The sequence below is a fragment of the Pseudomonas sp. SJZ131 genome (assembly GCF_007828705.1).
GTDB classification, from domain to species: Bacteria; Pseudomonadota; Gammaproteobacteria; order Pseudomonadales; family Pseudomonadaceae; genus Aquipseudomonas; species Aquipseudomonas prosekii.
Genome location: NZ_VIVC01000004.1, coordinates 531,895 through 548,808, shown reverse-complemented (window position 1 = coordinate 548,808; position 16,914 = coordinate 531,895). Strand labels below are relative to the sequence as shown.

The following is a 16,914-nucleotide window of genomic DNA, read 5'->3' as shown; positions in this document are numbered from 1 at the left end:
CGCTTACACCTTCGACACAAGAGGACGGCCGAGCAGGCCTTGAGGCCGAAAGACCAGAACGAGAACGAGCAGCGAGAAGCTGAAAACGTCTTTGTAGTCCGAGTTCACCAGACCGGAGAACAGCGACTCGGAAATCCCCAGAATGATCCCGCCGAGCATGGCGCCGGGCAACGAGCCGATGCCGCCGAGTACCGCTGCGGTGAACGCCTTGATCCCGATGATGAAGCCGGCGTAGAAGTCGAATGTGCCGTAGTTCATGGTGATCAGCACGCCGGCCAGGGCCGCCATCGCTGCACCAATGATGAACACATAGGAAATCACCCGATCGGTGTTGATCCCCAGAATCGAGGCCATTTTGCGATCTTGCTGGGTCGCGCGGCACATGCGGCCAAGCTTGGTGTACTTGATGATGTAGGTCAGCAGGGCCATCCCGGCAAACGCTGCGACCAGAATGAAGATTTTGGTGTAAGTCAGTTGCACGAAACCTGAGCCGACTTCGACGCGCCACGCCCCGGTCAGCAGGGTTGGCACCCCTTGTTGCTTGGCGCCCTGAGCGATCTGGGCATAGTTTTGCAGGATCAGCGAAATACCGATGGCGCTGATCAGCGGAGCCAGTCGGGTCGAGTTGCGCAGCGGTTTGTAGGCGACACGCTCGATGACCCAGCCATACACCGCCGTGACGATGATGGTGAAAATCAGGGTGCCGAGCATCAGCAGCGGGAAGGATTCAATACCGAAGTAAGCCAGCAGAGCCAGACTGATCGCCGCGAGGTAAGCGGAGATCATGTAAACCTCGCCGTGGGCGAAGTTGATCATGCCGATGATGCCGTAGACCATTGTGTAGCCGATGGCGATCAGGCCGTAGACCGACCCGAGGGTCAGGCCGTTGACCAGTTGCTGCAGGAAAATACCATCCATAACGCAATCTCACGCAGTGAGAACCTGCACACCGGGGGTGTGCGGTTCTTCTAAGGAAAATACAGATATACGTGGGAGCAATGTCAGTCAGGATCAGGCTGCACACCACCGCCCCCTTCAGGAGCGAGCCTGCTCGCGATAGCGGTTGAACATTCAACAGAGTCGTCGTCTGTCAGTCCGTCATCGCGAGCAGGCTCACTCCTGCCAAGAGCCAATGGATTCAGCTGATCGAGTCAGCCCTTACTTCTGTTTTTCCAGCTGGTGGTATTTGCCGTCCTTGTCCCACTGGTAAACCACGTAGTCGGAGACTTTCAGGTCGCCCTTGGCGTCCCAGGTCTTCTCGCCCATCACGGTTTTCACCGGGTTTTTCTTCAGCCATTCAGCCGCTTTCTCGCCGCTGTTGGATTTGGCGCCGTTGAACGCGGCAGCCAGGGTCTGAACCGAGGCGTAGGCGTACAGGGTGTAGCCTTCAGGCTCGGTGCCGGCCTTGCGGAACTCGTCCACCACGGTCTTGCTGTCCGGCAGCAGGCGCGGGTCGGCACCGAAAGTCATCAGCACGCCATCGACGAATTGCGGGCCGCCAGCGGTGGTCACCAGTTCGTCGGTGACGATGCCGTCGTCGGACATGAACTTGACGTCTTTCAGGCCTTGCTCACGCAGTTGACGGACCAGAGGGCCGGCTTCCGGGTGCAGACCACCGAAGTACACGACATCGGCGCCAGCGCCGCGGATCTTGGTGACGATGGTGCTGAAGTCTTTCTCGCCACGGGTCAGGCCTTCATACAGCACAGGCGTTACGCCGCGCTTGGCCAGTTGCGCCTTGGTTGCGTCCGCGAGGCCTTGGCCGTAGGTGTCCTTGTCGTGCAGCACCACCACTTTTTTGCCCTTGAGCACGTCGACGATGTAGTCGCCGGCAACGATGCCTTGCTGGTCGTCACGCCCGCACATACGGAACATTGCGCTCAAGCCGCGCTCGGTGACGGCTGGGTTGGTCGAGCCTGGGGTGATAGCGATGATGCCCGCTTCGTCGTAGATCTCGGAGGCCGGGATGGTCGACGAGGAGCAGAAGTGACCGACCACGCCCGCGACTTTCTGGTTGCTCAGGTCCTTGGCGACCGTTACAGCCTGTTTCGGCTCGCAGGCGTCATCGCCCTTCACCAGAACGATTTTTTCCCCGTTGACGCCGCCCGCTGCGTTGACCGCATCGGCTGCTGCCTGTGCACCCTTCATGTACTGCTCGCCAAATGCCGCGTTGGCGCCCGTCATTGGACCCGCCACACCGATTTTTACGTCAGCCTGTGCAAACGCAGAAACACCCAACGCAGCTGCCACTGCGAGGGCCAGAAAGCCTTTTTTGTAAAACGTCTGGGACATGAGGTGGTGCTCCAAGGTTTTTTTTAGTTGGCACTGCGACTTCTCTGAATGCTCAGAGCAAGGGCCGTGCCATCGGTTTTTTATTCTTCAAAAAGTCGCTGCTTTCTTGTTATTTCGACTGTTTCGTTCCCATTTTCATTGGGCGTGCAACCGTCTAAACCGCGGAAGGTGAAACCAGATTTTTCAAAAGGCGCAACCCGCACGCGCCATCATTGCAACCGCGGCGCCAAACGACGTGCAACCCCCCTGTAACAATGTGCGTCACCGAAGTGCACACTGCTGGTGCGCAACTGCTACAACCCGCACCTTTTACAGGCTAGTCGCTGCGCGAAAAAGCGCCGCTCCCAGCAACAAATTTCAACAAGTCAGATAACGATCCGCAGGCACTGGCCTGCGTGATACAGGGAAAAACCCGCCTCGTATAAACAGCTGCGCAGGCCGACACCGGCCAATGGCTGCATCGGCGCGAAGGGAATCGGCAGTGCCTGAGGATTTCCGTTACACAAATAATCGGCAAACGCCTTGCCGACCACCGTCCCGGTAGTCACGCCGCGCCCGTTGTAACCAGTGACGGCCACCAGTCCCGGCGCCGGTTCGAACAGGCGCATCAGGTGATCCGGAGTAAACGCGATGCAACCGGTCCAGGTGCATTCCCATTCAACCGGTTTGAGGTAAGGGAAATAGTGCTGCTGGACGCGATCGGCCCAGGCCTTGAGGAACCACGCCGGTTTCTGATTGCCATTGCCGAGACTGCCGAGCAGCAGCCGCCCGTCCTTGTCGCGGCGAATGCTGCTGAGCACTTGGCGCGTGTCCCAGGAGCCTTGGCCGCCGGGCAGAATCTGTTGCGCAGCATCTTCGGTCAGCGGCACCGAGGCCACTTGGTAGTAATAACCGGGGAAGAAATTGCGCCGCAGTTCGGTCCAGTCGCCTTCGGTGTAGGCGTTGGAGGCGATCACCACTTGATCGGCGAGCACCGAGCCTTGCGCAGTTTGCACTGACCAGCGTTGGCCCTGGCGTTCGAGGCGAGTGACCGGCGAATGATCGAACATCTGCGCGCCGAGGTTTTTCGCGGCGTTGGCCAGCCCGGTGGTGTAGGCCATCGGGTTGATCGTGCCGGCACGCCGATCGAGCAGCGCGGCGGCGATTTTCCGGGTTCCGGTCGCTTGTTCGCAGGCTTGCCCGGTCAACAACTCGACCGGCGCGCCGCGGCGTTTCCATTGTTGTTCACGACTGCGCAAATCGGCTTCGCCACGGGCGTTGTGCGCCATGTGCAGCGTGCCTTCGCGGCGCAACTGGCAATCGATTTTATATTTGTCGACCAGGCTGAACACCAGCGCTGGCGCGGCGCCGAGCATGCGGTTGAGTTGGCTGCCGACCGCTTCGCCAAAACCGGCTTCGATCTCGTCCGGGGGAATCCACATCCCGGCATTGACCAGCCCGACGTTGCGCCCGGAACCGCCCTGCCCGGCGCGATGCGCTTCGAGCACGCAAACGCTCTTGCCCGCCTCGCGCAAATGCACCGCCGCCGACAACCCGGTAAATCCGGCGCCGATGACGCAGACATCAACCGTTACTTCGCCCTTCAGCGCCGCGTTGTCAGGCCTTTGCGGCGTCAGTTTTTCCCACAGACACTCTTCGCGTAACGGCATTGCCAGACTCCAGTCAGAAACCTAACAAACAACAAAGCAAAAGCTTCGCGGGCAAGCCTCGCTCCTACAGTTGAGTGTCGTTCCCACGATCACGGAACGTCGACAACCTGTAGGAGCGAGGCTTGCCCGCGAAGGGGCCGATCAGTCGAACGTAATCCCCTGCGCCAATGGCAATTCCAGCGAGTAGTTCACGGTGTTGGTCTGGCGGCGCATGTACCCGCGCCATGCATCCGAACCCGACTCGCGACCGCCGCCGGTTTCTTTCTCGCCGCCGAATGCGCCACCGATTTCCGCGCCGCTCGGGCCGATGTTGACGTTGGCGATGCCGCAGTCGCTGCCGACGTCGGACATGAATTGTTCGGCTTCGCGCACATCAGTGGTGAAGATGCACGACGACAAGCCTTGCGGCACCGCGTTGTTCAGGCGCAACGCTTCGGCGAAATCACGGTAGCCGACCACGTAGAGAATCGGCGCGAAGGTTTCGTTGCAGACCACGTCGCTCTGCTCCGGCATTTCAACAATCGCCGGCGACACGTAGTAGGCATTGGGGAATTGATCCTGCAACTGACGCTCGCCGCCAAACACCCGGCCGCCTTCGCTCAAGGCCTGCTCCAGTGCTTCCTGCATGTTTTCGAAACTGTTTTTGTCGATCAGCGGGCCGATCAGATTGCCTTCCAGCGGGTTGCCGATGCGCACTTTGGAATAGGCGGCTTTCAGGCGAGTGACGATTTCTTCCTTCACCGATTCGTGGGCGATCAGGCGACGCAAGGTGGTGCAACGCTGGCCGGCAGTGCCGACAGCGCTGAACAGGATCGCGCGCACGGCCATGTCGAGGTCGGCGCTTGGGCCGAGGATCATCGCGTTGTTGCCACCGAGTTCGAGAATGCTGCGGGCAAAACGCGCGGCGATTTTCGGCGCCACTTCGCGGCCCATGCGCGTGCTGCCGGTGGCGCTGATCAGCGCGACACGCGGGTCGTCGACCAGTGCTTCGCCGGCATCGCGGCCACCGATCACAACCTGGCTCAGGTGCGGTGGCGCATCGCTGAAGTTTTTCAGCACACGATCGAACAGTGCCTGGCAGGCCAATGCGGTCAGCGGGGTTTTTTCCGACGGTTTCCAGATCACCGGGTTGCCGCAGACCAGCGCCAGCGTGGTGTTCCAGGCCCAAACCGCAACCGGGAAGTTGAACGCGCTGATCACCCCGACGATGCCCAGCGGGTGCCAGGTTTCGCGCATGTGGTGGCCCGGGCGCTCGGACGCAATGGTCAAACCGTACAACTGGCGGGACAGGCCGACGGCGAAGTCGCAGATGTCGATCATTTCCTGCACTTCACCCAAACCTTCCTGAGTGATCTTGCCCGCCTCCCAGGACACCAGCTCACCGAGATCGGCTTTGTATTCACGCAGGATGTCGCCGAGTTGCCGCACCAGTTCGCCACGGCGTGGCGCCGGAACGTTGCGCCACAACTCGAACGCATGATCTGCACGACTGATGTGCTGCTCGACTTCGGCGGCGCCCTCCCAGTTCACAGCAGCGATCTGGCTGCCATCGATCGGCGAATGCACCGGCACTTTGCCGTTCTGGTACAGGGCCGGGTTCACACCAAGACGATCAAGCAATGCGGCAACCATGGGTCACTCCTCAAGCGAAAAACGGAAATCGTGCAGCCGCACATTCACGACTGATCAGGCCTGTAGTTGTAGCGCCGTCGAGACGAGCCAACAAACGACCATTAAGCGAGATATCATTCCGTTTATTCATGCTTCGCCTCAGTCGGTAACAGAAAAGCATAGAGCAACAAGAAAAAGGACCAGCCATGCTGAATAAACGCTACTTGCCGTCGATCACCGCGCTGCAGTGTTTCGAGGCCGTGACCCGGCATCTGAGCTTCACCCGCGCCGCCGAAGAGCTGAACCTGACCCAAAGCGCCGTCAGCAAACAGGTCGCGCAACTCGAAGAACTGCTCCAGCACCTGCTGTTCCGCCGCGTGCGCCGACGCCTGCAAATGACCCCGGCCGGCGATTTGTACCTGGTCGAGGTACGAAAAATCCTCACGCAAGTGGAGATGTCCACGCATTACCTGCGTTCCTACGGCGGCGACACTGAAGTCCTGCGTGTCTCGACGCCACCAACCTTCGGCGCACGGTGGCTGGTCCCACGCCTGAAAGGCTGGCGCCTGCGTCATCCGTCGATTCATCTGGATCTGTGCAGCGAGCAAGAGGCCGACGATTTGCTCCAGGGTCGCAGCGATCTGGCGTTCTACTTCGGCCAAGGCTCGCGGCCCGGCACCGAATGCCTGAAGCTGTTCAGCGAAGAACTGGTGCCGGTCTGCGCCCCCGGCAGCCTGCCGGACACGCCGTTTACCGACCCGACGCAACTCACCGACCTGGTCCTGCTGCAAAACGCCTCGCGGCCGCAAGCCTGGCACGACTGGTTCGACACTCAGGGCTACCACACCGAACACAGCTACCACGGCCCGCGCTTCGAAACCTTCTATATGTGCATCCGCGCCGCCCAAGTCGGCTGCGGCGTCGCGCTGCTGCCGCGGTTTCTGGTGGAAGAGGAACTCGCCGACGGCAAACTGGTGATCCCGTGGAAACACGCAATGCCCAGCAGCGACGCGTATTACCTGGCGTACCCCGAACATTCAGCCGAAGTGCCCAAGGTCCGGGACTTCGTGAAATGGATGCTGGAGCAGATTGATAGTCCGGATATGCCGCAACGTTGAGCCCACATCCGATACCTGTGGCGAGGGGGCAAGCCCCCTCGCCACACAAGCTCGCCCCCCCACCGGAATCAGTGCTGTCTAAAAAATCGCTGGCAATCCCCACCACTGATATGCGCCACTAGCCCCCATTCATTGAAACAGCTGAAACGTCGCGAGCACGGGCCGCGGCCAGCGTGGAGAATTCCTTATGAGCGAGAGCGTGTTTGGCGATCGCATCGTGCAGAACCTGCTCGACACCGACTTCTACAAACTGACGATGATGCAGGCGGTGCTGCACAACTACCCTAACGTCGAAGTCGAATGGGAGTTTCGTTGCCGCAACAGCGAGGATTTGCGCCCGTATCTGGCGGAGATTCGTTATCAGTTCGAGCGATTGGCCGAGTTGAGCCTGAGCGCCGACCAGTTGAGTTTCCTCGAACGCATCAGCTTCATGAAGCCGGATTTCCTGCGTTTTCTTGGCTTGTTTCGCTTCAACCTGCGCTACGTCTACACCGGCATCGAGAACGGCGAGTTGTTTATCCGTCTGCGCGGGCCGTGGCTGCACGTGATTCTGTTCGAAGTGCCGATGCTGGCGATTGTCAGCGAAGTACGGAACCGCTATCGCTATCGGGAAATCATTCTGGAGCAGGCGCGCGAGCAGCTTTATCGCAAGTTCGACTGGTTGACCGCCAACGCCAGCAGCGACGAATTGTCCGAATTGCAGGTAGCCGATTTCGGCACTCGACGTCGGTTTTCTTACCGCGTGCAGGAAGAAGTGGTGAACGTGCTTAAACACGATTTCCCCGGCCGCTTCGTCGGCACCAGCAACGTGCATCTTTCCCGCGAACTCGACATGAAACCGTTGGGCACAATGGCCCACGAGTGGATCATGGCGCATCAGCAACTCGGCCCACGGTTGATCGACAGTCAGATTGCTGCGCTGGATTGCTGGGTTCGTGAATATCGCGGGTTGTTGGGTATCGCCCTGACGGACTGCATCACCACCGATGCTTTCCTTGGCGATTTCGACCTGTATTTCGCCAAGCTTTTCGACGGCTTGCGCCATGATTCCGGGGACCCGGTGCTGTGGGCCGAGAAATCGATCGCGCACTATCACAAGCTCGGCATCGACCCGATGAGCAAGACGCTGGTGTTCTCGGACAGCCTGTCGCTACCCAAGTCGCTGGAAATATTCCGTGCGTTGCGGGGTCGGATCAATGTCAGTTTCGGTATTGGCACCAACCTGACCTGCGATATTCCGGGGGTTGAACCGATGAGCATCGTGCTTAAAATGACCGCCTGCAACGGCCAGCCGGTGGCGAAGATTTCCGATGAGCCGGGCAAGACGCACTGCAAAGACCCGAATTTCGTCGCCTATTTGCGACACGTGTTTAAAGTACCTGCCTCCATTTCCAGCCCATCTGGTATCCCCAGCAAGGAGTGAATTCATGCAAGCCGTACAGCGTGAGATTGCTGAGCAGCTCAAGGTTCAGCCGCCGTTCGCCGATCAAGCGGCGCTCGAGGCGGAAGTCGCCCGACGCATTACGTTTATCCAGGATTGCCTGGTCAATTCCGGGCTCAAGTCGCTGGTGCTGGGCATCAGCGGCGGCGTTGATTCGCTGACGGCGGCGCTGTTGGCCCAACGCGCAATGCGCGAATTGCGCGTCAGTAGCGGCGACGACAACTACAAGTTCATCGCCGTGCGCCTGCCGTACGAAACGCAATTCGACGAGAACGACGCCCAGGCTGCAGTGGATTTCATCGCCCCCGACGAGCGCCACACGGTGAACATCGGCCCGGCGGTCAAAGCCCTCGCGGCCGAAGTCGCCGCGTTCGAAGGCCAGCATGCGGTGTCGGTGGATTTCGTGTTGGGCAACACCAAGGCGCGGATGCGCATGGTCGCGCAATACACCATCGCCGGCGCCGCTCAGGGCCTGGTGATCGGCACCGACCACGCGGCGGAAGCGGTGATGGGTTTCTTCACCAAGTTCGGTGATGGCGCCTGCGACTTGGCGCCGTTGAGCGGTCTGGTGAAAAATCAGGTCCGCGCGATTGCCCGCAGCTTCGGCGCGCCGGAATCGCTGGTGGAAAAAGTACCGACGGCTGACCTTGAAGACCTGTCGCCGGGTAAACCGGACGAGGCGTCGCATGGCGTGACGTATGCCGAGATCGATGCGTTTCTGCACGGCAAGCCGGTGCGGCAAGAGGCGTTCGAGATTATTTGCGCTACGTACAGGAAGACGCATCACAAACGGGTTATGCCGTTCGCGCCGTGATTGCGGCGGTGCAAGTTCCGGTATAAGTGCCGGTGTAGGTGCCGACGCCATCGCGAGCAAGCTCGCTCCCACAGGGTTTTGTGTCGTCCACAGGACCAATGTGGGAGCGAGGCTTGCCCGCGAAGAACGATGACGCGGTCAACCGCCAGGCACAAAAAAAGCGTCCCACGTGGACGCTTTTTTATGTGCGCGATTCGATTACTTCAGGGTAACCGTGCCTTTCATCATCGAGATGTGGCCTGGGAACGAGCAGAAGAAACCGTATTTTTCCGCCGCGTCGAGTTTCGACACATCGAAGGTTACCGAGTCAGTTTCCTTGGCGCCGATAACCTTGGTGTGCGCGATGACGCGCGCATCACCTTCTTTCAGATAGTTCTTGTCGATGCCGGCACCCAAGCCGTCAGTGGCGATCGGCTGCATGTCGGCTTCTTTGCTCAACACGAAGTTATGGCCCATGACGTTCTTCGGCAAGTTGCCGGAGTGGGTCAGTTCAACGGTAAAGGTTTTGCAGCTCTTGTCGATTTCAATGGCCTTGGTGTTGAAGGTCATCTGGTCAGTGGAGTCGATGGTGGTCTTGCATTCGGCAGCCATCAGTTGGCTGCTGGCCAGCGTCAACAGGGATACCGCAACGAGTTTGGCAAACATGGTGAATCTCCAAGGCAGGGTTAACGAAATCGGGAATGGACAGAAGACTGCCTGAAATCTTCGCAAGTTCCTATGACTTGAGTCAAAAATTGTATACAACTTTGCGGCTATGACACTCATCGACACAATCTAACAGCCAGGTCTCTGCTGCGGCCCTATCCTCAGGTCGTCATCACCTATACAGAGCGCCTGTCATGTTATTCAACGGTCTGTTATGCAGTTTGCTCGCCGCTTATGCCTGCGGCGCCAGTGGCACCTACGAGACGATTCAACGCGAGGTTTAAGCCTTGGAGCGACGCGCCAGTGCCTTTACTCTGTGCCGATCCCGAGCATGGAGTAAGGCATGTCTATAGCGTCCGTTTGTGTATTCTGCGGTGCCAGCACCGGCACCAACCCGGCTTATCGTGAAGCGGCGATCGCCCTCGGGCGCGCATTGGCCGAGCGCAAGTTGACCCTGGTCTATGGCGGCGGCGCCGTCGGGCTGATGGGGATTGTCGCCGATGCGGCATTGGCGGCCGGCGGCGAGGTGATCGGGATCATCCCGCAAAGCCTCAAGGACAAGGAAATCGGTCACAGCGGCCTGACGCGCCTGGAAGTGGTGGACGGAATGCATGCGCGCAAGGCGCGAATGGCCGAACTCAGCGACGCGTTTATCGCGCTGCCCGGCGGCCTCGGCACGCTCGAAGAGCTGTTCGAAGTGTGGACCTGGGGGCAACTCGGTTACCACGGCAAACCGCTCGGTTTGCTCGAAGTAAACGGTTTCTACGGCCAATTGACCGCTTTTCTTGATCATATCGTCGGCGAAGGCTTCGTTCGCGAACCACACCGTGACATGCTGCAAGTGAGCGAATCGCCGCAGATTCTGCTCGACGCGCTGGATGCCTGGCAGCCGACAGTGGTGCCAAAGTGGGTCGAGCAAAAACCCAGCTAACGGCTCGGCCCCGATACAGGGCAGAATATGCGCCGCTCAACCTCACCTTCGACCCCAGAGGATCGCCCATGGCTAAACCTAATTATTCCTTCGCCAAACGTCAGAGAGACTTGGCCAAGGAGCAGAAGAAAGAGGAAAAGCTTCAGCGCAAGAAAGCTACAGCTGAAGAAGAAGCAGCAGCACTGAACCCGGATGCAGAAGGTGAAGTGGCCGCAGAAGACGCTGTTGATGCACCGAAAGATCAGGCGCCCGACGCCTGAGACCCTCCGAGCCCGATGATCTGATCAGGCTCACCGGATCTGTGTCCAGGGTCAGCAGCGTTGCTGCTGACCCTCACAGGCCCAACGCTTTGTTTATCGAATCGCGATAACCCTTGGGCAGGTTGGCCGGCAATTGCGCCGGATCGAACAGCCCGATCTCCTTGTGTTCATGACTGATCTTCGGCACAAATCCGCCCACCAACTGGCAGCGGTAGGTCGAGATAAACACGTGTTTGCCGGGGATCACCTCGAACAGATATGAATCCAGCGGCTCGCCCACACCCACCTCGACGTTCAGCTCTTCGGCGATTTCACGTGCCAGGCAATCCGGTGCGCTTTCGCCCAGTTCGATGCGCCCGCCGGGCAGTTCCCATTCGTCACGTTCGTTGAGTATCAGGACGATGAGGCCTTCGGGTGACTGCAGGACGCCTTTGATTGAAACCGGGAACATGGGGTTTCCTTTTCGATTGGGATTTACGGCCAAGGGTGGTTTGGATGATAGATCGCTTTCGCGGGCAAGCCTCGCTCCTACAGCGGGCGGTGCAGGTGATGGGGAATTGGACTACATGAGCGGGGAATGTTTCTGTCGGCGGCAGACGGGGCTGAGGCCGCGCTGAGGCCGATTCAGCGTTTGCCGCGCAAGTTGGCCAGCGTAGAGCGCTCGCCGCCGCTGTGGCGCGGATCAACCCACCGCACAATGCAAAACGCCAACCCGAAGGCTGGCGTTTTGTGATCAGCGCTCAGCGTTTAGCGGGGCACGACCGGTTTGCGCGCAGGCTTGGGACCTTTGCCTTTGGCCGCGTCCTTGCGATCCTTGGCGGCCTGCTGGTTGCGGGCAAACGCCGCAGCCTTGGCTTGTTCACGTTTGTCCCACGGGTTGCCGCCATCGCTGGCGCGCGGTGGCAGACCGGTGTGCTGGGTGAGAATCTTGGTAGTCTTCTCCCCCGCCACTTTGTGGCTGCCGGCCGGGGTCGAATTCTTGCGACGGGCGCTCTGGTAGCTGTCGGTAGCCGGTTGATGCAACGGAATCAACTGCGCCTTGCCCGGCCCGATCAGGTCGGCGCGGCCCATGCGGGTCAGCGCTTCACGCAGCATCGGCCAGCCTTTCGGGTCGTGATAACGCAAGAACGCCTTGTGCAGACGACGCTGCTCTTCGCTCTTGACGATGGTCACGGCGTCACTCTTGTAAGTGACCTTGCGCAGCGGGTTCTTGCCCGAGTGGTACATCGCGGTGGCCGTGGCCATTGGCGACGGGTAGAACGCCTGCACCTGATCGGCGCGGAAGCCATTGCCCTTGAGCCACAGGGCCAGGTTCATCATGTCTTCGTCGGTGGTGCCCGGGTGAGCGGCGATGAAGTACGGAATCAGGTACTGCTCTTTCCCGGCTTCCTTGGTGTACTTCTCGAACATGCGCTTGAACTTGTCATAGCTGCCAATGCCCGGCTTCATCATCTGGTTGAGCGGACCTTCCTCGGTGTGTTCCGGGGCGATCTTCAGGTAACCACCGACGTGATGGGTTACCAGCTCTTTGACGTATTCCGGCGACTCGACCGCGAGGTCATAACGCAGGCCGGAAGCAATCAAAATCTTCTTCACACCCGGCAGGGCGCGAGCGCTGCGGTACAGCTGAATCAACGACGAGTGGTCGGTGTTCAAGTTCGGGCAGATGCCGGGGAACACGCACGATGGCTTGCGGCACGCGGATTCGATTTCCGGGCTCTTGCAGGCAATGCGGTACATGTTCGCGGTCGGGCCGCCGAGGTCGGAAATGACCCCGGTGAAGCCTGGAACCTTGTCGCGGATCTCTTCGATTTCGCGAATGATCGACTCTTCGGAACGGTTCTGGATGATCCGGCCTTCGTGCTCGGTGATCGAGCAGAAGGTGCAGCCGCCGAAGCAGCCACGCATGATGTTCACCGAGAAACGGATCATGTCGTAGGCCGGAATCTTTTCCTTGCCGTACGCCGGGTGCGGAACCCGTGCGTAAGGCATGCCGAACACGTAGTCCATTTCGTCAGTGGTCATCGGAATCGGCGGCGGGTTGAACCAGACGTCGACCTCGCCATGCTTCTGCACCAGCGCACGGGCGTTGCCCGGGTTGGTTTCGAGGTGAAGCACGCGGTTGGCGTGGGCATACAGCACCGCGTCGCCACGGACTTTTTCCACCGACGGCAGACGAATCACGGTTTTGTCGCGGGTCATTTTCGGGCTGGCCAGGATCTGCACGACTTTGGCTTCGCTCGGGTCTTCAACCGGACCCTTTTCCTGCTCGATGGCGCAGGCCTGGGTGTCTTGGGTATTCACGTACGGGTTGATGATCTTGTCGACCTTGCCCGGACGATCGATGCGCGTGGAATCGACTTCGTACCAGTCTTTCGGCGTGTCGCGACGGATGAACGCGGTGCCGCGCACGTCGGTGATGTCTTCGATCTTGTGCCCGTAGGACAAGCGCTGAGCCACTTCGACGATCGCTCGCTCGGCGTTGCCGTACAGCAGAATGTCGGCGCAGGCGTCGATCAGGATCGAGTTGCGCACCCGGTCCTGCCAGTAATCGTAGTGGGCGATGCGGCGCAGGGACGCTTCGATGCCACCGAGCACGATCGGCACGTTTTTGTAGGCTTCCTTGCAGCGCTGGCTGTAGACCAGGCTCGCGCGGTCCGGGCGTTTGCCCGCCATGCCACCGGGGGTATAGGCGTCGTCGGAACGGATTTTCTTGTCGGCGGTGTAACGGTTGATCATCGAGTCCATGTTGCCGGCCGCGACACCGAAGAACAGGTTTGGCTCGCCGAGCTTCATGAAGTCGTCTTTGGACTGCCAGTCCGGCTGGGCAATGATCCCGACGCGGAAGCCTTGCGACTCCAGCAGCCGGCCGATGATCGCCATGCCGAACGACGGATGGTCAACGTACGCATCGCCGGTGACGATGATGATGTCGCAGGAATCCCAGCCAAGCTGATCCATCTCCTCCCTGCTCATGGGCAGGAATGGCGCTGGCCCGAAACATTCGGCCCAGTACTTGGGATAGTCAAATAACGGCTTGGCTGCTTGCATCATGTCGATAACCGGTGTTGGTTTTCATTGAATTTCGCGGGCGCGGAATATAGCACAAAAAATAACCAATTCCGACGGTAATGGTCGGAAATATCAGTGACGCCATCGCGAGCAGGCTCACTCCCACAGGGGAATGAATTCCAAGGTAGGAGTGAGCCTGCTCGCGATGGGGCCGGGACAGTCGCCGACAGAATTATTCGTCGTCGAAGTTATAGCTGCCCGGCGCGAGGTTTTCGAAGCGCGTGTACTTGCCGATAAACGCCAGCCGCGACGTGCCGATCGGGCCGTTACGCTGTTTACCGATGATGATTTCGGCGATGCCTTTATGCTCGGTTTCCGGGTGATAAACCTCGTCCCGGTAAACGAACATGATGACGTCAGCATCCTGCTCGATCGCTCCGGATTCCCGGAGGTCGGAGTTGATCGGGCGTTTGTTCGGGCGTTGCTCCAGGGAGCGGTTGAGCTGCGACAGCGCCACCACCGGGCAGTTGAATTCCTTGGCCAGGGCCTTCAAGGAACGCGAGATTTCAGAAATCTCGTTGGTCCGGTTGTCACCGCCGGAACCAGGAATCTGCATCAATTGCAGGTAGTCGATCATGATCAGCGCGACATCGCCGTGCTCGCGCACCAGACGTCGAGTCCGCGCGCGCATCTCCGAAGGACTGATACCCGCCGTATCGTCGATGAACAGCTTGCGGTCGTTGAGCAAATTGACCGCCGACGTCAGGCGCGGCCAATCGTCGTCGTCGAGGCGACCGGCGCGGACCTTGGTCTGGTCGATGCGCCCGAGCGACGACAACATACGCATGATCAGCGATTCGCCTGGCATCTCCAGCGAGTAAACCAGCACGCACTTGTCGCTGCGCAACACGGCGTTTTCCACCAGGTTCATCGCAAAAGTGGTTTTACCCATGGAAGGACGGCCGGCGACGATGATCAAGTCGGACGGCTGCAACCCGCTGGTCATGCCGTCGAGGTCGGTATAACCGGTGGACAGGCCAGTGATCGCGTTGTCGGTGTTGAACAAGGTGTCGATGCGGTCGATGGCCTTGGTCAGCAGGTCATTCACGCTCACCGGGCCGCCGGTTTTTGGCCGGGCCTCGGCGATCTGGAAGATCTGCCGTTCGGCTTCGTCGAGAATCTCTTCAGCGGTGCGCCCTTCCGGGTTGAACGCGCTGTCGGCGATTTCCGAAGCAATGCCGATCAGTTGGCGCAACGTCGCCCGAGCGCGGACGATCTGCGCATAGGCCTTGATGTTGGCGACGGACGGCGTGTTTTTCGCCAGCTCGCCAAGGTAACCGAGGCCACCGACCTGCGAAGTTTGACCTTCCTTGTCCAATTGCTCGGCGAGGGTCACGACGTCGATTGGCGAGTTCAGATCCGCCAGTTTGGCGATGGCGCGGAAGATCAAGCGGTGGTCATGTCGATAGAAATCACCGTCCGAGACCTGATCGAGCACGCGTTCCCAGGCGTTGTTGTCCAGCATCAAACCACCGAGCACAGCCTGTTCGGCCTCGATGGAATGCGGCGGCACCTTCAGGGCAGCGGTTTGCAGATCGTATTGCTCAGGAGCGGATATATCGTTCATGGCCACTTGTTGAATAAGAATTAGGAGAATCAGGAACTGCAGAAAGACAAAGGGCACGACCTGTAAACAGGATCGTGCCCGATGTTAACCGTCTGACGGACAAGCCGCCAGCCGATCAAGTGCTGCTTAAGCTGCTACCACGACAACGCGTACGGTGGCTTCAACTTCGGCGTGCAGGTGCACGGCTACGTCGAATTCGCCTACGTTGCGGATAGTGCCGTTCGGCAGACGAACTTCGCTTTTTGCCACTTCAACGCCAGAGGCGGTCAGTGCATCAGCGATGTCGTGAGTACCGATCGAACCGAACAGCTTGCCTTCGTCACCGGCGGTGGCAGTGATAGTCACTTCCAGCTCAGCCAGTTGGGCGGCGCGGTTTTCAGCCGAAGTCTTGCGGTCTGCTGCGGCTTTTTCCAGCTCAGCGCGACGCTCTTCGAACGCAGCCACGTTGGCAGCGGTCGCAGCGGTAGCTTTGCCGTAAGGCAGCAGGTAGTTACGACCGTAACCAGCCTTAACGTTCACTTTGTCACCCAGGTTGCCCAGGTTGGTGACTTTTTCCAGAAGGATCAGTTGCATGTGAAAATCCTCTTAACTTTTAACCTTCACCGTTCGCGTTATCGGCGTCTTTCGGCGCCAGACGACCGCGAAAATCAATCAGGCTGTCGACGATGGCCAAGACCACCAGCAACGGATAGATCAGCTGCATGAACAGCAACAGCGTTACGTACAACCCCACCAGCCAGAACCCGGCCAGACGCTTTTGCGCGACCAGCCCGTGAATCAGGGATAGCCCGGCGAACACCAGCGGTACACTGCACAACGGCGTCAACATCGCCAACTGGGAACCGAAGTTCGGCCCCAGCAGCATGAACGCCAGCAGTAACATCGCCAGCCCCAGCGGGAAGCGGATGGCGCGAAACTCGCGACCAAAACCACCCGGGTTGTACAACAACGCCTGCCAGTAGCGCCCGACAAGCAGGCTCAGCACACTGACGATCTGCAACAAAGCCGCAATAAGGCCGGTCAGGACCGGTGCAATCAGGGACGCGAAACGCGCTTGCTCATCTACCGACAACTTCTGGTAGACATCACCGAGTAGCGACGGCATGACCTTTATCAAGGCCTGCGCCAGCATCTCGATTTGGGGAGCAAAAGCTGTCCCCAGCACCACTGCAAACACCACTCCCATCGCTATGCTGACCAGCAGCACGCGGTTCCAGGACTCGCTTGCGCGCAAAACCAACGCAAGGCTCCAAGACCCCAGCAGCACCAGAAGGGCCCGTGGGTCATCGGAGTAAAACCACCAGACCAAGGCCGGCAGCAGTCCCAGAGCAAGTACGCCAATGGCGTCCTTCAATCCGCGCCGCAGGAGCACAAGGCAACCTGCGGCAGCACCCAACCAATACAACAACGGCAATGCCGCACATCCAGCCACTACCAGAGTGGCCTGCACGCGGCCTCGCATGATGAACTCAGCTATGGCGCGCATGCATTCAATCCTTTGCTACGTGTCGACT

General features: G+C 59.4%; 15 protein-coding genes. 5 read left to right on the top strand and 10 right to left on the bottom strand.

The features are described from left to right. Window positions 1-3: 3 nt before the first annotated feature. From FBY12_RS20350 to FBY12_RS20335, 4 genes are all read right to left on the bottom strand, one after another. A complete protein-coding gene (locus tag FBY12_RS20350; RefSeq protein WP_121732896.1) occupies window positions 4-918 on the bottom strand; it encodes a branched-chain amino acid ABC transporter permease LivH in 915 nt (304 codons plus the stop codon). 240 nt (window positions 919-1,158) lie between these two features. Further along, a complete protein-coding gene (locus FBY12_RS20345) occupies window positions 1,159-2,292 on the bottom strand; it encodes a branched-chain amino acid ABC transporter substrate-binding protein (protein WP_092274048.1) in 1,134 nt (377 codons plus the stop codon). Between the two features lie 365 nt (window positions 2,293-2,657). After that, window positions 2,658-3,941 carry an FAD-binding oxidoreductase gene (locus FBY12_RS20340; protein ID WP_101208197.1) on the bottom strand — a complete coding sequence of 428 codons (1,284 nt, stop codon included), beginning with the start codon at window positions 3,939-3,941 and terminating at the stop codon, window positions 2,658-2,660. A 141-nt stretch (window positions 3,942-4,082) separates the two neighbouring features. Next, a complete protein-coding gene (locus FBY12_RS20335; protein WP_145255327.1) occupies window positions 4,083-5,573 on the bottom strand; it encodes an aldehyde dehydrogenase family protein in 1,491 nt (496 codons plus the stop codon). Between the two features lie 185 nt (window positions 5,574-5,758). On the opposite strand from FBY12_RS20335, the gene FBY12_RS20330 reads away from it, so the two are divergent. From FBY12_RS20330 to nadE, 3 genes are all read left to right on the top strand, one after another. Further along, entirely contained in the window at window positions 5,759-6,670 is a 912-nt protein-coding gene (locus FBY12_RS20330; RefSeq protein ID WP_145255325.1) for a LysR family transcriptional regulator, read from the top strand. A 187-nt stretch (window positions 6,671-6,857) separates the two neighbouring features. Next, window positions 6,858-8,093, top strand: coding sequence for a nicotinate phosphoribosyltransferase (gene pncB / locus FBY12_RS20325; protein WP_101208199.1), 1,236 nt, complete (start codon window positions 6,858-6,860; stop codon window positions 8,091-8,093). Window positions 8,094-8,097: 4 nt separating this feature from the next. Beyond that, complete coding sequence (nadE, locus tag FBY12_RS20320; protein WP_145255322.1) at window positions 8,098-8,925, top strand: ammonia-dependent NAD(+) synthetase; 828 nt, start codon at window positions 8,098-8,100, stop codon at window positions 8,923-8,925. Window positions 8,926-9,123: 198 nt separating this feature from the next. Here nadE and azu read toward each other — a convergent pair whose 3' ends face one another. Then, the gene (gene azu / locus FBY12_RS20315) at window positions 9,124-9,570 is read right to left on the bottom strand and encodes an azurin (protein ID WP_145255319.1); all 447 of its coding nucleotides are present in this window, start codon (window positions 9,568-9,570) and stop codon (window positions 9,124-9,126) included. 343 nt (window positions 9,571-9,913) lie between these two features. On the opposite strand from azu, the gene FBY12_RS20310 reads away from it, so the two are divergent. Both FBY12_RS20310 and FBY12_RS20305 read left to right on the top strand, forming a co-directional pair. Then, a complete protein-coding gene (locus tag FBY12_RS20310) occupies window positions 9,914-10,501 on the top strand; it encodes a TIGR00730 family Rossman fold protein (RefSeq protein ID WP_145255316.1) in 588 nt (195 codons plus the stop codon). Between the two features lie 68 nt (window positions 10,502-10,569). Continuing rightward, window positions 10,570-10,761 (top strand): hypothetical protein, encoded by a 192-nt coding sequence (locus FBY12_RS20305; protein WP_092274076.1) that lies wholly within the window; start codon window positions 10,570-10,572, stop codon window positions 10,759-10,761. Window positions 10,762-10,834: 73 nt separating this feature from the next. Here FBY12_RS20305 and FBY12_RS20300 read toward each other — a convergent pair whose 3' ends face one another. From FBY12_RS20300 to FBY12_RS20280, 5 genes are all read right to left on the bottom strand, one after another. Next, entirely contained in the window at window positions 10,835-11,212 is a 378-nt protein-coding gene (locus FBY12_RS20300) for an NUDIX domain-containing protein (RefSeq protein WP_145255313.1), read from the bottom strand. A 296-nt stretch (window positions 11,213-11,508) separates the two neighbouring features. Beyond that, window positions 11,509-13,812, bottom strand: coding sequence for a YgiQ family radical SAM protein (locus FBY12_RS20295; RefSeq protein WP_121732936.1), 2,304 nt, complete (start codon window positions 13,810-13,812; stop codon window positions 11,509-11,511). 193 nt (window positions 13,813-14,005) lie between these two features. Beyond that, window positions 14,006-15,400, bottom strand: coding sequence for a replicative DNA helicase (gene dnaB / locus FBY12_RS20290; RefSeq protein WP_092274083.1), 1,395 nt, complete (start codon window positions 15,398-15,400; stop codon window positions 14,006-14,008). A 126-nt stretch (window positions 15,401-15,526) separates the two neighbouring features. After that, window positions 15,527-15,973: a 50S ribosomal protein L9 gene (rplI, locus tag FBY12_RS20285; RefSeq protein WP_054044100.1), complete on the bottom strand. Its 447-nt coding sequence runs from the start codon at window positions 15,971-15,973 to the stop codon at window positions 15,527-15,529. Between the two features lie 19 nt (window positions 15,974-15,992). Next, entirely contained in the window at window positions 15,993-16,886 is an 894-nt protein-coding gene (locus FBY12_RS20280; protein WP_121732888.1) for a hypothetical protein, read from the bottom strand. Between the last annotated feature and the right edge of the window lie 28 nt (window positions 16,887-16,914).